We start from the raw sequence: 13,804 nt of genomic DNA, 5'->3' as shown, positions 1-13,804 counted from the left end.
GGCGCCGCCGGATGCGCAGAAAACGCATATGGTTATGAAAACTTATTACTTGCTGGCCCGGCTGGCGAGGGGTGTAATCCTTGCTTTACCCATACGCGGACGGAGTCGCCGGTTGCAAGCTGACCGCCGCCGTCCGGCAACGGAGCCAGATTCATCATGTCCAGCGCAAGCGCATTGCAAACCCCTTCCGCCGCAGCGGCACAAGACTTCACCATCCGCGCCTTCGGCGGCCCGCTGGGCGCCGAGATCACCGGCCTCGACCTCAACCTGCCGGTGTCCGACCGCGAACTGGCCGAGATCCGCGCAGCGCTGGTCGAACACAACGTGGTGGTGTTCCGCGACCAGCGCATCACGCCCGACCAGCACGTCGCCTTCAGCCGCCGCTTCGGCCCGCTGCAGGTGCATGTGCTCAACCGCTTCCACCTGGAAAATTATCCGGAAATCCTGATCGTCTCCAACGTGCTCGAAGACGGCAAACCGATCGGCCTGGTCGACGCCGGCGCCGACTGGCATTCGGATCTCTCGTACATGCCCAAACCCAGCCTGGGGGCGCTGCTGCATTCGCAAGAGCTGCCGGCGGAACAGGGCGACACGCTGTTCGCCAACACCGCCAACGCCTACGACACGCTGCCGGCCGAGATCAAGAAGCTGCTGGAAGGCAAGCGCGCGGTGCACTCCTACGTCTATCGCTACGAACGCCTGCGCAAGCTGTCGCCGTGGCGCCAGGAGCTGACGCAAAAGCAGATCGACGAAGTGCCGCCGGTGGAGCACCCGGTCATCACTACGCATCCTGAAAGCGGCCGCAAGATCCTGTTCGTCAGCGAGGGCTTCACCTCGCACATCGTCGGCATCCCGCGCGATGAAAGCGATGAGCTGCTCAAGACGCTGCATGCGCACATCACGCGGCCCGAGAACGTCTACCGCCATCAATGGCAACCGCACGACATGGTGTTCTGGGACAACCGCAGCACCCAGCATTACGCCGCCATCACGCCGCAGCACCTGCGCCGTACGCTGTACCGCACCACGGTCGAAGGCGACGTGCCGGTCTGAGGCTTGTGCGTTCGGCAAGGTGCGACAAAAAGCCCTCGCAAGAGGGTTTTTTATTGCCCGTCCGGCATTGTTTCGAATCGATAAGGAACGGCGTCGCGCGTCGCAGGTCCAAACCCTGGACGATGCGCCCGATCCGCCCAGGCGCCTCTTATTCGAACAACAACAGGAGAATGCTCATGAAATTCCGCACAACTTTTATGATCGTGATGCTGGCGCTGGTCGCCATCTTCGCCGCCGTCAACTGGCAAGCCTTCCTCGCGCCAACGCCGCTGACGCTGGTGTTTACCGACTTCCAGGCGCCGCTGGGCCTGGTGATGCTGGGCGTGGTGGTGGTCCTCACTGCAGCGTTCCTGCTGTACGTGATGGCGCTGCAAACCAGCGCGCTGTTCGAAGCGCGCCGGCTGACCAAGCAGCTTGATACGCAGCGCGAGCTGGCCGACCAGGCCGAAAAATCGCGCTTCATCGAATTGCGCGGTTACCTGCAAAGCGAATTGCAGCAGCTGCAACAACGCCAGAACGCCCATCTGAGCGCGCTGACCAACAAGATCGAATCGGTGCAGCAAGATATCCAGCAACGCGGCCAGCTGACAGAAAACGCGGTGGCGGCGCAGATCGGCGAGCTGGATGATCGCCTGCAACGCCTGGGCGTCGGTACGACGGCAGTAGTCAGGAGCACCGTCTGACGCTGCCGCCAAAGCCTTCAATACAAGCAGCTTGATACGCAGCGCGAGCTGGCCGACCAGGCCGAAAAATCGCGCTTCATCGAATTGCGCGGTTACCTGCAAAGCGAATTGCAGCAGCTGCAACAACGCCAGAACGCCCATCTGAGCGCGCTGACCAACAAGATCGAATCGGTGCAGCAAGATATCCAGCAACGCGGCCAGCTGACAGAAAACGCGGTGGCGGCGCAGATCGGCGAGCTGGATGATCGCCTGCAACGCCTGGGCGTCGGTACGACGGCAGTAGTCAGGAGCACCGTCTGACGCTGCCGCCAAAGCCTTCAACCCGGGGCATTTTTTATTTCCCGCAGATGGCGTGAATTGCTTTTATTGCACGCCGTAACGCGTGCGGTAAGCCGCCACGGCATCCTTGTACTGCGACAGCTGTGCATCGGCGCCGGCCTGCCCCAGGTATTGCAGCAGATCGTTGAGGTTGCCGATCGAGATCACCGGCATGTCGTAGGCCTTGCCCACTTCTTGCACCGCCGACAGTGCCGACAGGGCGTCGTCCTTGCCCGAACGTTCCATGCGGTCGAGCGCGATCAGGACCGCGCAAGGGGTGGCGCCGGCAGCGCGGATCATGTCCACCGATTCGCGCACCGAGGTGCCGGCCGAAATCACGTCGTCAATGATCACCACCCGGCCCTGCAGCTTGGCGCCGACGATGGTGCCGCCTTCGCCGTGGTCCTTGGCTTCCTTGCGGTTGTAGGCGAACGGCACGTTGCGGCCCTGGCCCGCCAGCGCGACGGCGGTGGCCGAAGCCAGCGTGATGCCTTTGTAGGCGGGGCCGAACAGCATGTCGTATTGCAGGCCGGACTCCTGCAGGGTCTGGGCGTAGAACTGCGCCACTTTGGCCAGCGCCGCGCCTTCGTTGAACAGCCCGGCATTAAAGAAGTAAGGCGAAGTGCGGCCGGCCTTGGTGACGAACTCGCCAAAGCGCAATACGCCTGCGGACACGGCAAACTCAATGAATTCTTGTCGTAAGTTGCTCAAAATACATTCCTGGAAAATGATATGCAAACCGGCTCTGCGGGGAAGAAGCGTTTCCAATGCATGCAGCGGCCTGCAAAACCCACATTTTAAATGAATCAGGTATGCTACGCGCCTGACTTTTACGTGAGTTTCTCCATGCCAAAAATCGTCTCCGCCAATCTCAACGGCATCCGCTCCGCCGCCAAAAAGGGTTTCTTCGAATGGATGGCCAAGGAATCCGCCGACTTCATCTGCGTGCAGGAACTGAAGGCGCAGGAAGCCGACATGTCGCCGGAGTTCCTCGCACCGGAAGGCTACGTCGGCCATTTCCACTATGCCGTGAAAAAAGGCTACTCGGGCGTGGGCGTCTACAGCAAGCGCACCCCGAATGCGGTGCGCATCGGCTTCGGCGTGCAAGAGTTCGACGATGAAGGCCGCTACGTGGAATGCGACTTCGGCGACCTCACCGTGATCTCGCTGTACTGCCCCTCCGGCTCGTCGAGCGAAGAGCGCCAGCAAGCCAAGTTCCGTTTCATGGAGGTGTTCCTGCCGCATTTGCAGGAACTCAAGAACAGCGGCCGCGAGATCGTGATCTGCGGTGACTGGAACATCGCGCACAAGGAAATCGATCTCAAGAACTGGAAGAGCAACCAGAAGAACTCGGGCTTCCTGCCGGAAGAGCGCGCCTGGCTGACGCGCGTGTTCGACGAACTAGGCCTGGTCGACGTCTACCGCACCATCCATCCGGAAACCACCGGCGACGCCTACACCTGGTGGAGCAATCGCGGCCAGGCCTGGGCCAACAACGTGGGTTGGCGCATCGACTATCACATCGCCACCGCCGGCATCGCCAAGAAGGCCAAGACCGCGGCGATCTACAAGACCGCGCGCTTCTCGGACCATTCTCCGCTGACGATCGATTACAAGCAGTGAACCCGGCTCCGGCATGAACGTTTGCGTTCACAACGGTCGTAAAAAAGCCCTCGTTGCCGAGGGCTTTTTTGTGCGCCGATGTTTGATCAAGCGGCGGCGGTCTTCTTGGGCGCGGCCTTTTTCACGGCCGGCTTTTTAGCCGCAGGTTTCTTGGCGGCCGGCTTCTTCGCAGCTGCTGCCGGCTTGGCCTTCGCCTTGGTCGCGGTTGCAGTGGCAGCGTCGTCGCCCTCTGCTTCTGCCGCAGCCGCCTTGCCCTTGGCCGGCGCCTTGGCTTTGCGCTCCTCGAACTCGAAGCTGATCTTGCCGTCCTTGCCGCGCGACAGGAAGGCCTTGAATGGACGGCGCGTGCGTTGCGAGATGAAGCCCGGCAGCAAGTCGGTCTTGCCTTCGTTGAGCAGCTTGGCCATCTGCTCCGGCAGAATCTCCTGCTGCAGGATGATGCGGCCGCTGCGGAAATCGCAGGCCTTCGGTTTCGCGACCTGCTTTTCGCAGACGTAGGCCAGGCCCATTTCGTAGACGCCGCTGCCGCATTTCGGGCAAGGGCCGAGCGGCGTCTGCTCGCTGAAGTCGACCGGTTCGCCGCCTTCGTCGTCATTCTGGCCGAAGTCGAATTCCAGCTTGAAGTTCTTGATTTCTTCGTCGCGCGAGATCTTCAGGATCGCTGCAAACGGACGGCCCATCTTGGAGCGGAAACCTTGCAGGGGGCCGATGGTGCGATTGGCCAGCAATTCTTCCACTTCAGGGATTTCAAACTGGCGCCCGGCGGGCGTCTTGCTCATCGAGAATTCGCACTTGGTGCAGGCGAAGCGACGATAGTTTTCCTTCACCACGCTGCCGCAATTCGGGCACGGCGTCTTCAACGTCGCGTAGTCGCCGGGAATGGTGTCGTTGTCGTATTCCTTGGCGCGCTTGACGATGATTTGCGTCATCTGCGCAATCTCGCGCATGAACTCTTCACGGCTGATCTTGCCGCGCTCCATCTGCGCCAGCTTCTGTTCCCACTCGCCGGTCAGTTCAGGTTCGGTCAGTTCGTCCACGCCGAGGCCGTGCAACAGCGTCATGAGCTGGAACGCCTTGGCGGTCGGCATCATTTCGCGGCCTTCGCGCAGCAGGTATTTTTCGTTGATCAAGCCTTCGATGATGGCCGCACGCGTGGCTGGCGTGCCGAGCCCCTTGCCGGCCATCGCTTCGCGCAGCTCGTCGGAGTCGATCAGCTTGCCGGCGCCTTCCATAGCCGACAGCAACGTCGCTTCGGTGTAGCGTGCCGGCGGCTTGGTGACCAGGCCGTTGGCGGTGATCTTGTCGGTCTTGACCTTTTCGTCCTTGGCGACGGCGACCAGCGTGCCGCTGTTTTCGTCTTTCTCGTCGACCACGTCCTTGCCGTAGATCGCCAGCCAGCCGGGGTTGGTCATGACCTTGCCCTCAGTCTTGAACTGATGACCGGAGACTTCGGTGAAGCGCGTCGTGACCTGGAATTCCGCGGCCGGGAAGAACACCGCCATGAAGCGGCGCGTCACCAGGTCGTACAGCTTCTGTTCCGGTTCGGACAGATTCTTCGGTGCTTGCGTGGTCGGAATGATCGCAAAGTGATCGCTGATCTTGGTGTTGTCGAAGATGCGCTTGTTCGGCTTGACCCAGCCCTGCTTGAGTATCTGCTTCGAGAACTGATGATAATTGTTGCTCTCGGACAGGGTGTCCAGCGTGTCCTTGACGGTCTGCACGTAATCTTCCGGCAGATGGCGCGAATCGGTACGCGGATAGGTCAGCACCTTGTGCTTTTCGTACAGAGCCTGGGCCAGGCCGAGTGTGTTCTTGGCAGAGAAACCGAAGCGCGAGTTGGCTTCCCGTTGCAGACTGGTCAGGTCGAACAGCCCGGGCGCCATTTGCGTGGTCGGCTTGGATTCTTCGGTGACGTTGCCGATCTTGCCGCGGCAGGCGGCCACGATCGATTCGGCGGCAGCCTTGCTCCACAGGCGTTCGGGGCGCTTCTCCGGATCGTTCTCGTCTTTCTTGTGCTGCTTGTCGAGCCAGCGGCCTTCGTAGATGCCGGCGGCGCAGACGAAGTCGGCGCGTACTTCCCAGAAATCGCGGGAGACGAACTTCTTGATCTTCTCTTCACGCTCGACCACGATCGACAAGGTCGGCGTTTGCACGCGACCGACGGTGGTCAGATAAAAACCGCCTTCTTTCGAATTGAACGCGGTCATGGCGCGCGTGCCGTTGATGCCGATCAGCCAGTCCGCTTCGCTGCGGCAACGGGCGGCATCGGCCAGCGGCAGCATCTCTTCATCCTTGCGCAGGTTGGCGAAGCCGTCGCGGATCGCACCCGGCGTCATCGACTGCAGCCACAGGCGCTGTACCGGCTGCTTGGCTTTGGTGTATTGCGCGATCAGGCGGAAAATCAGTTCGCCCTCACGCCCGGCATCGCAGGCGTTGATCAGGCCGGTGACGTCCTTGCGCTTGATCAGCTTGTTCAGCGCCTTGAGGCGCGACTCGGTCTTGGCGATCGGGTTGAGCGCAAAGTGCGGCGGAATCATCGGTAAATGGGTAAAGGTCCACTTGCCGCGCTTGACGTCGTATTCCTCGGGCACCGCGATTTCCAGCAGGTGACCGACGGCGGAGGACAGTACGTATTCGTCGGATTCGAAATACTCATCGTGCTTGGTAAAGCCGCCGAGCGTCTTCGCGATGTCGTTCGCGACAGAGGGCTTCTCGGCAATGATGAGGGTCTTGCTCATAAATGTGGTCTCAAAAGAGGATGCAAAAGGGGTCGTAGGCTGCTGCCCGGCCGCGCCAAAATGTGGCGCTGAAGCGCAATTTCTATTGCATATTGGCAATATGCTTTTTATATAGTAGCTAATATTTGAGCAGTGCGGGGGAATGATAAGCGCGTTGCAGAACAATCGGCAAGCGCCGCAGTGAGGCTATGGTTCCCCGGGGACCTGCAGGTTTTGGACAATCTGCAGGCGAATCCGCAAAAAACAAGCGCGACCCGAGGCGGCGCTGTACATCCGCCAATGTGCTTTGCAACCGGCGCATGAAGCGCCCGCACCATGAAAAACAGCGCCCAATGGACGCTGTGTTTTTGTTGCATTCAATGCAAGGCGGGAAGACTCAATGCAACAGCCGCGGCTCGGCATCGTCTTCGTCCAAGAACAGCTCGTCGAACATCAGACCGTCCGGTTCCTTGCCCTGACTCCACAAGACCATCAGCACGATGACCTTGAGCTTCTCCAGCGACACCGGCGCATCGCCGATCGCGAGAGCGCGTTCGATAACGATTTCGCGCTGCACGGCGTTGAGCATCTTGGCGGATTCGAGGAACTGGATGAAGCCGACAGCTTCGGTGCCGAGCACATCCATCTCTTGCTGGGCGTAAATGCGGATACCGAAGGAGAAGGCGGTTTGCTGCGGATATTGATCAGCGAACTCGTGATTGGCTTCTTCCAGATCGGTGAGCCAACCGAGCGCCCTGGTAATTTCCTCGTCCTCAAAACCAATGGCGGTCAATTTCTTGACCAAGGCCGCCGGTTCAGGGCAGGCATCAGGGCGATAATAGGTTTCGTACAGATAAACAAGGACGTCAAACATGGCTCTACTCTATCGCGAAGGTTGACACAACACAAGTCTACGAATCCAGTATGGCAGGATTTTGGGATTTGCGCAGAATATCTTGTGAGTTGTTGTCTGTCCGTTATCTGATTGTGCGAGTCATTATTTGACGTCGGTTTTTGGCGCCGATGTCAGCGCGATTTATCCGCTTCAATTCACGCGCCGGTAGCGTCCTCCCGGCAGGCATTCCACCGCCCCGTCGAGCTCCAGCGTGAGCAATCGTTCGCTCAACGCAGCGGCGTCGAGGCCGCTGCGCATGCTGAGCGCATCCGCATCGACCGGATCAAAACCCATGGCGCCGAGCAAGTCGTCGGCGTGCTTGTCTGCAGATGTAATGGCGGGCGCCGGTGACTGCCGCGCGAGCAGCGGCAGCTTGCCGAGTTCTTCGAGGATGTCCTGCTCCGACTCGACCAGTTTGGCGCCCTGCTTGATCAGTTGATGACATCCTTTGGACAACGGCGAATGAATCGAACCGGGAATCGCAAACACGTCGCGACCCTGCTCGGCCGCCGTGCGCGCCGTGATCAGCGAACCCGATTGCGCTGCCGCTTCGACGACCAGCACCGCACGCGCCAGTCCGGAAATGATGCGATTGCGACGCGGGAAATTGGCCGCCACCGGCGGCATGCCGAGCGGATATTCACTGACGATGCAACCCTCGTCCGCCAGGCGTTGCGCCAACCCGCGATTGCGCATCGGATAGACGATGTCGATGCCGGTGCCGATCACCGCGACGCTGGAACCTCTGCCGCGCAGGCCGCCGTGATGCGCGGCCGCGTCGATGCCCAGCGCCAGCCCCGACACCACCGTCAACGCGGCATGGCTGGCCGCTTCGGAAAATCGCTCGGCGTTCTGTACGCCCTGCACCGTGGCGTTGCGGCTGCCGACCACGGCGAGCGACGTCGCCGACAACAGTTCGCTGCGGCCTTTTATATAGAGCAGGATCGGCGGGTCTGCAATATTCAGCAAGGCTTGCGGATAATCGGCATCGGCCAGCGTGAGAATGCGATTGCCCGGTTGAGCGGCCCAGTCCAGCGTCAGTTCAAGCCGGTTCTGCATCATCGCGGTCGGCGCTTGCAGCAACGCCCGTGCGATGCGTTCCGGCGCGACCGCACGCAGCTCGTCGAAGCCGGCGCTGAAAATGTCTCCCGGCAGGCCGAAGGTGGACAGCAATCTGCGCGCCATGTCGACGCCGACGCCATCGGTTTGCATGAAGCGGATCCAGTCACGCAGCTCGGCTGCGTCATTGAAATTGGCAATGGTCAATGTGGTGTGTATTCCGTTGATGGCGCGAGCGCCTTGTCCCCTACCTGCAGCGCTTCGACGGAGCCGGTGATGAGCCCGTACGAAACGCGGTCGTAGACGCGAAAGATCAGCAAGCGGCCGCTCTCATGTTCCGGCGGCCCTGATGCCTGCTGCTGCGCATTTTTTGCGGCCGCACGATGCGGCTCCGGTGTTGCGTACAACGCCAGCGACATGCCTGCGGCGACGTTGTCGCGTCCGCCTTTGTTGATGCCCACTACCTGATTCTGCGCCGCATGCACAACGCCGCCGGCTATGGAGATAATCCGTGCATCCACCGTCGCGCCGGATCGGATGGCGATGGAATTTGCAACTGGTGCGGCATCCCGGATCAGCAAGTCGCCCGGCGTAATTTCCTGTGTCGATGATGTGATGATGAAACTGTGCGCGCCGCCTGCGCCTTCACGTCGCAGCACGGTTTTGCCGAGCGGGATGACTTCATCGCCAAGATGCTCGCCGCTCAGCGGATCGCGCAGTTTCAGCGACGGCCGCACGATGCGGAATTCGGCGACTCCGTGAAGATCGCCTTCCACGACGATGCGGTCGCCCTTGCCCATCAGTGCGCGCCGGTCGGGCGTAGCAACGATGCGCGGGGCTTGCGCCAGTTGCACGGTGTCGATCAGCAGCGGCGCCACGGGAACAGGGTGTCGCACACCCTGCGCGATCTGCGGCAACACGCTTGGGCGCACCGCGGGCGCCAGCCACACGACTGTTTCATCGTCCTCCGAAAGCGTGACCGCGACCGCCCCGGACAGGCCCGGCGAGAGGAGGAGTACGGCGGCTATGATAAAATTTTTCAAAAATCGCGCCCAAAAAGCGACGAATCGCGGCAAATCAGAGGAATCGGTCTACACGACAATGTTGACACAAAGACAACAAACACTGATTCTGCCGACAATTCCTTGAACTGGCAAGAACAACCCTCAGCTATCGCTGTAGAGCGCAGATAGCGCAGTGAGCAGAAAAGTATGGCCTTATTGAATATCCTCCGTTACCCGGACCCCCGCCTGCACAAGGTCGCCAAGCCCGTCACCGTATTCGACGAGCGGCTGAAGAAACTCGTCGCCGATATGGCTGAAACGATGTACGACGCGCCCGGCGTTGGCCTGGCGGCAACCCAGATCGACGTGCATGAGCAGGTGCTCGTGATCGACGTGTCCGACACCAACAACGAACTGCGCGTGTTCATCAATCCGGAAATTACCTGGGCCAGCGACGAGAAGCAGGTCTACGACGAAGGCTGCCTGTCGGTGCCGGGAATTTACGACGGCGTCGAACGTCCGCGCCTTCGACGCGGACGGCAAGGAGTTCGAGGTGGAAGCAGACGGCCTGCTGGCAGTCTGCATCCAGCATGAGATGGATCACCTCAAGGGCAAGGTCTTCGTGGAATATCTGTCGCCGCTCAAGCGCAATCGCATCAAGACCAAGATGCTCAAGGAAGAGCGCGAACTGAAGCGCGGATAAGGATTCGGGTCTTCACCCGAGCGTCAGCGCATCATCAAAACGGCCCGCAGATTGCGGGCCGTTTTTGATTGCATCAGGAGGCGACGCTGAAGCGGAAAATCCCGTCCTCGCCGAGCCGTCTTTGCAGCACGCCGTCGAACCACAGTTTGTGCAAATGCGCCACCGCCTCGCCCAGCGCGAAACTGAGCTGATGCGTATCCAGCGGGCGCTTGAACATCACCGGCAAGATCTCGACCGCCGTCTTTGGCGTGGCGCATGCCTCCAGCACTTCCGCCAGGCGCGCGCGGTGATGATCGTTGAGTTGCGTGATGCGCGTATGCAAGCCGCGGAACGGCTTGCCGTGCGACGGCAGCACCAGCGTGTCGTCGGCGAGGCCGGTATATTTTTTCAATGAATCGAGATATTGCTGCACCGGATTGGCTTCCGGCTCGATGGCGAATACCGACACGTTGGTCGAGATGCGCGGCAACACCATGTCGCCGGAAATCAGCAGGCGCGCCTCGTCGGCGTACAGCGAAACATGTTCCGGCGAATGGCCGAAGCCGGTGATCACGCCGGTCGCGCGCGCCGATGCGCACCGTGTGCTGGTCCTGCATACGGGTGTATGCCAGCGGCACGCTCGGCACCAGGTTCTGGTAATAGTTATTGCGACCGGACAGCTTGGCGATCAACTCTTCATCGACCAAGCCGTGGCGGCGGAAATGCGGCGCCGCCGACGTGCCGTCCGCACCCGGCAAGCCGGCCGACATCAGCCGCGCAAAACCGTATTCGCCGGTGCTCATCCACAGCGGGGCATTCCAGCGCCGGCACAGCCAGTCCGCCAGGCCGACGTGGTCGGGATGGCAATGCGTGGCCAGCACGCGGATGATCGGCAAGCCGCGCAATTGCGTGGCGAAAATGCTTTCCCAGCTTTCCTTCGTGGCGTCGGTGGCGATGCCGCAATCGACCGCAGTCCAGCCGCGCACGCGTCCGGTCGGCGTTTCGATCTCGTCTTCCAGCAGCCACAGGTTGATGTGGTCCAGCGCGAACGGCAAGCCCATGCGCAGCCACAATATGCCGGGCGCGACTTCGAAGGTGGCGCCCACGGCGGGCAAGGTGTCGCCGAAGGCGTATTCAAGCTGGGATTCAAGTGCATTCATCAGTGAAATGAGCCGGGCCGCAACGATGACAAGAATGACGCCGGATATTGCTCCAGCGACAAGGAAAGAACGCTCGCCCGGCGCATGCTGCATTTTCCGCTGGACGGCAAGGCACAATATACTTTACGTTAACGTAAAGTGCCAGACCAACCGTATCCGACACCGCCATGCCCACCTACACCATCACCGAACTGGCTGAGGAATTCGCCATCACGCCGCGCGCGATCCGGTTTTATGAAGACCAGGGCCTCCTGAGCCCGAAGCGCGAAGGCAGCGGCGGTCGCAACCGGGTCTATGCCGCGCGCGAACGCACCCGCCTCAAGCTCACGCTGCGCGGCAAGCGTCTCGGCCTGACCCTCTCGGAGATCAAGAACCTGGTTGACATGTACGAGTCGCCCAAGGATACCGAAGCGCAACTGCAGCGCTTCCTCGGCGTGCTCGCGCAACATCGCGAAAAGCTGGAACGCCAGCGCGAAGACCTCGAGGTGACGCTGGAAGAAATCGCAGCGCATGAAGCCGAATGCCTGCACTTGCTGGAAACCGACCTGCCGCTCAAAGCGCCGGCAAAACGCAGCGCCCGCACCGCCGCCGCACGAAAATCCGCCTGACCCCATGAATACGCATTGCCCATTATTTAGGCATAATTCGCAATTGAATTGACGTTAACGTAAAGCGCCACGTACCGCATCCAGACCATAACGACATTATCCAAACGAGGAGACACAACATGATCCATCTGCCAGGTTTGACCTTCGATCACGGTGAAGACATTGCCGCATTGCGCGAGAGCGTAGCCGCATTCGCCCAGGCTGAAATCGCCCCGCGCGCAGCGGAAATCGATCGCAGCGACCAGTTCCCGATGGACTTGTGGAAGAAGATGGGCGACCTCGGCGTGCTCGGCATCACCGCCGACGAAGAATACGGCGGCGCCGCCATGGGTTATCTCGCGCACATCGTCGCACTGGAAGAAATCTCGCGCGCCTCGGCCTCGGTCGGCCTGTCCTACGGCGCGCACTCCAACCTGTGCGTCAACCAGATCAAGCGCAACGGCAGCACCGAGCAAAAGAACAAGTATTTGCCGAAGCTGATCTCCGGCGACTTCATCGGCGCGCTCGCCATGTCGGAACCCAACGCCGGCTCCGACGTCGTCAGCATGAAGCTGCGCGCCGACAAGAAAGGCGACCGCTACGTATTGAACGGCAGCAAGATGTGGATCACCAACGGCCCCGACGCCGACGTGCTGGTGGTGTACGCCAAGACCGACCTGGAAGCCGGCGCGCGCGGCATGACCGCCTTCCTGGTGGAAAAGGGTTTCAAGGGATTCTCGGTCGCGCAAAAACTCGACAAGCTCGGCATGCGCGGCTCACACACCGGCGAACTGGTGTTCCAGGACTGCGAAGTGCCGGCCGAAAACGTGCTGGGCGGCATCGGTCGCGGCGTCAACGTGCTGATGTCCGGTCTCGACTTCGAACGCACGGTGCTGTCCGGCGGACCGCTCGGCATCATGCAAGCCTGCATGGACGTCGTCGTGCCCTACGTGCATGACCGCAAGCAGTTCGGCCAGTCGATTGGCGAGTTCCAACTGATGCAGGGCAAGATCGCCGACATGTATTCGACCATGATGGCCTGCAAGGCCTACGTCTATGCCGTCGGCCAGGCCTGCGATCGCGCCAAGACGCCGGACGCGGTGCGCGCGCTGCGCAAGGACGCCGCCGGCGCCATTCTCTACTCAGCAGAAAAAGCCACCTGGATGGCCGGCGAAGCGATTCAGGCGCTGGGCGGCAACGGCTACATCAACGAATACCCGGTCGGCCGCCTGTGGCGCGACGCCAAACTCTACGAAATCGGCGCCGGCACCAGTGAAATCCGCCGCATGCTGATCGGCCGCGAACTGTTTGCCGAGACCATGTAAGCTTTTTTTGACTCATCCATTCCAGCAGGAGAAGAACATGCAAGACCGTATTGAAGACCGCATTGAAGATCCCATCGTTATCGTCGGCGCCGCGCGCACTCCCATGGGGGCCTTCCAGGGCGAGTTGTCGGCGCTGACCGCCGGCGATCTCGGCGCCGCCGCCATCAAGGCCGCGCTGGAACGCGCCGGCGTCGCACCGGACCAGGTGCAGGATGTGTTGTTCGGCAACTGCCTGATGGCGGGCCAAGGCCAGGCGCCTGCGCGCCAGGCGGCGATCAAGGCCGGCATCCCCGTCTCGGCCGGGGCCGTGACCTTGTCGAAGATGTGCGGCTCGGCCATGCAGGCCACCATGTTCGGCTTCGACTCCATCCTCACCGGCACCAATGACGTGGTCGTCGCCGGCGGCATGGAATCGATGACCAACGCTCCCTACCTGATCCCGAAAGCACGCGGCGGTTATCGCATCGGCCACGGCATGATCTACGATCACATGATGCTCGACGGCCTCGAAGACGCTTATGACAAAGGCCGTGCGATGGGCACTTTCGGCGAAGACTGCGCGGCGAAATATCACTTCACGCGCGAAGACCAGGATGCGTTCGCGATCGCCTCGGTCAAGCGCGCGCAGCAAGCCACCGCCGACGGCTCGTTCAAATGGGAAATCGCGCCCGTCACCGTGGCCACGCGCGGGCCGGCCA

At 61.1% G+C, this 13,804-nt stretch carries 12 protein-coding genes and 2 pseudogenes; 8 read left to right on the top strand and 6 right to left on the bottom strand.

The window, feature by feature from the left end; genetic code table 11:
* Positions 1-156 precede the first annotated feature (156 nt).
* The 3 genes from HLUSI_RS0109660 (at position 157) to HLUSI_RS27910 (ending at position 2,036) form a co-directional block, all read left to right on the top strand.
* A complete protein-coding gene (locus HLUSI_RS0109660) occupies positions 157-1,053 on the top strand; it encodes a TauD/TfdA dioxygenase family protein (protein ID WP_016833779.1) in 897 nt (298 codons plus the stop codon).
* 176 nt (positions 1,054-1,229) lie between these two features.
* Positions 1,230-1,736 carry a hypothetical protein gene (locus tag HLUSI_RS0109655; RefSeq protein ID WP_040503331.1) on the top strand — a complete coding sequence of 169 codons (507 nt, stop codon included), beginning with the start codon at positions 1,230-1,232 and terminating at the stop codon, positions 1,734-1,736.
* An 84-nt stretch (positions 1,737-1,820) separates the two neighbouring features.
* Positions 1,821-2,036, top strand: a complete 216-nt coding sequence (locus tag HLUSI_RS27910; protein WP_016833777.1) for a hypothetical protein — start codon at positions 1,821-1,823, stop codon at positions 2,034-2,036.
* 63 nt (positions 2,037-2,099) lie between these two features.
* Here the strand turns inward: HLUSI_RS27910 and pyrE are convergent, their stop codons facing one another.
* The gene (gene pyrE / locus HLUSI_RS0109645) at positions 2,100-2,765 is read right to left on the bottom strand and encodes an orotate phosphoribosyltransferase (protein ID WP_029363333.1); all 666 of its coding nucleotides are present in this window, start codon (positions 2,763-2,765) and stop codon (positions 2,100-2,102) included.
* A gap of 135 nt (positions 2,766-2,900) precedes the next feature.
* On the opposite strand from pyrE, the gene HLUSI_RS0109640 reads away from it, so the two are divergent.
* Complete coding sequence (locus tag HLUSI_RS0109640) at positions 2,901-3,677, top strand: exodeoxyribonuclease III (protein ID WP_029363332.1); 777 nt, start codon at positions 2,901-2,903, stop codon at positions 3,675-3,677.
* An 86-nt stretch (positions 3,678-3,763) separates the two neighbouring features.
* Here HLUSI_RS0109640 and HLUSI_RS0109635 read toward each other — a convergent pair whose 3' ends face one another.
* From HLUSI_RS0109635 to HLUSI_RS0109620, 4 genes are all read right to left on the bottom strand, one after another.
* Complete coding sequence (locus HLUSI_RS0109635; RefSeq protein WP_016833774.1) at positions 3,764-6,415, bottom strand: DNA topoisomerase III; 2,652 nt, start codon at positions 6,413-6,415, stop codon at positions 3,764-3,766.
* Between the two features lie 376 nt (positions 6,416-6,791).
* Positions 6,792-7,268, bottom strand: coding sequence for a Smg family protein (locus HLUSI_RS0109630; RefSeq protein ID WP_016833773.1), 477 nt, complete (start codon positions 7,266-7,268; stop codon positions 6,792-6,794).
* Between the two features lie 171 nt (positions 7,269-7,439).
* Entirely contained in the window at positions 7,440-8,555 is a 1,116-nt protein-coding gene (gene dprA, locus HLUSI_RS0109625; protein WP_016833771.1) for a DNA-processing protein DprA, read from the bottom strand.
* The gene (locus HLUSI_RS0109620; RefSeq protein WP_157137804.1) at positions 8,552-9,424 is read right to left on the bottom strand and encodes a hypothetical protein; all 873 of its coding nucleotides are present in this window, start codon (positions 9,422-9,424) and stop codon (positions 8,552-8,554) included. Before HLUSI_RS0109620 ends, dprA begins: the two co-directional genes overlap by 4 nt.
* 135 nt (positions 9,425-9,559) lie before the next feature.
* Here HLUSI_RS0109620 and def point away from each other — a divergent pair.
* Positions 9,560-10,055 (top strand): annotated as a pseudogene (gene def, locus HLUSI_RS27905) (peptide deformylase).
* A 73-nt stretch (positions 10,056-10,128) separates the two neighbouring features.
* On the opposite strand, the pseudogene HLUSI_RS27900 reads toward def, so the two are convergent.
* A pseudogene (locus HLUSI_RS27900) lies at positions 10,129-11,194 on the bottom strand (MBL fold metallo-hydrolase).
* A gap of 167 nt (positions 11,195-11,361) precedes the next feature.
* Between HLUSI_RS27900 and HLUSI_RS0109605 the strand changes: the two are divergent.
* From HLUSI_RS0109605 to HLUSI_RS0109595, 3 genes are all read left to right on the top strand, one after another.
* Positions 11,362-11,802, top strand: coding sequence for a MerR family transcriptional regulator (locus tag HLUSI_RS0109605; protein WP_016833766.1), 441 nt, complete (start codon positions 11,362-11,364; stop codon positions 11,800-11,802).
* Between the two features lie 119 nt (positions 11,803-11,921).
* Complete coding sequence (locus HLUSI_RS0109600; protein WP_016833765.1) at positions 11,922-13,106, top strand: isovaleryl-CoA dehydrogenase; 1,185 nt, start codon at positions 11,922-11,924, stop codon at positions 13,104-13,106.
* Between the two features lie 37 nt (positions 13,107-13,143).
* Positions 13,144-13,804, top strand: a 661-nt coding sequence (locus HLUSI_RS0109595) for a thiolase family protein (RefSeq protein WP_016833764.1), incomplete at its 3' end; no start/stop codon positions are given.

The organism is Herbaspirillum lusitanum P6-12 (assembly GCF_000256565.1).
Lineage (GTDB): Bacteria > Pseudomonadota > Gammaproteobacteria > Burkholderiales > Burkholderiaceae_D > Herbaspirillum > Herbaspirillum lusitanum.
The sequence above is the reverse complement of the archived record's forward strand: the minus strand, read 5'-3'. Positions and strand labels throughout refer to the sequence as shown.

Excerpts from the sequence above, each read along its gene's own strand:
- HLUSI_RS0109635 (WP_016833774.1), bottom strand. The coding sequence starts at position 6,415 with ATGAGCAAGACCCTCATCATTGCCGAGAAGCCCTCTGTCGCGAACGAC.
- HLUSI_RS0109640 (WP_029363332.1), top strand. The coding sequence starts at position 2,901 with ATGCCAAAAATCGTCTCCGCCAATCTCAACGGCATCCGCTCCGCCGCC.
- HLUSI_RS0109600 (WP_016833765.1), top strand. The coding sequence starts at position 11,922 with ATGATCCATCTGCCAGGTTTGACCTTCGATCACGGTGAAGACATTGCC.
- HLUSI_RS0109605 (WP_016833766.1), top strand. The coding sequence starts at position 11,362 with ATGCCCACCTACACCATCACCGAACTGGCTGAGGAATTCGCCATCACG.
- HLUSI_RS0109660 (WP_016833779.1), top strand. The coding sequence starts at position 157 with ATGTCCAGCGCAAGCGCATTGCAAACCCCTTCCGCCGCAGCGGCACAA.
- HLUSI_RS0109630 (WP_016833773.1), bottom strand. The coding sequence starts at position 7,268 with ATGTTTGACGTCCTTGTTTATCTGTACGAAACCTATTATCGCCCTGAT.
- HLUSI_RS0109655 (WP_040503331.1), top strand. The coding sequence starts at position 1,230 with ATGAAATTCCGCACAACTTTTATGATCGTGATGCTGGCGCTGGTCGCC.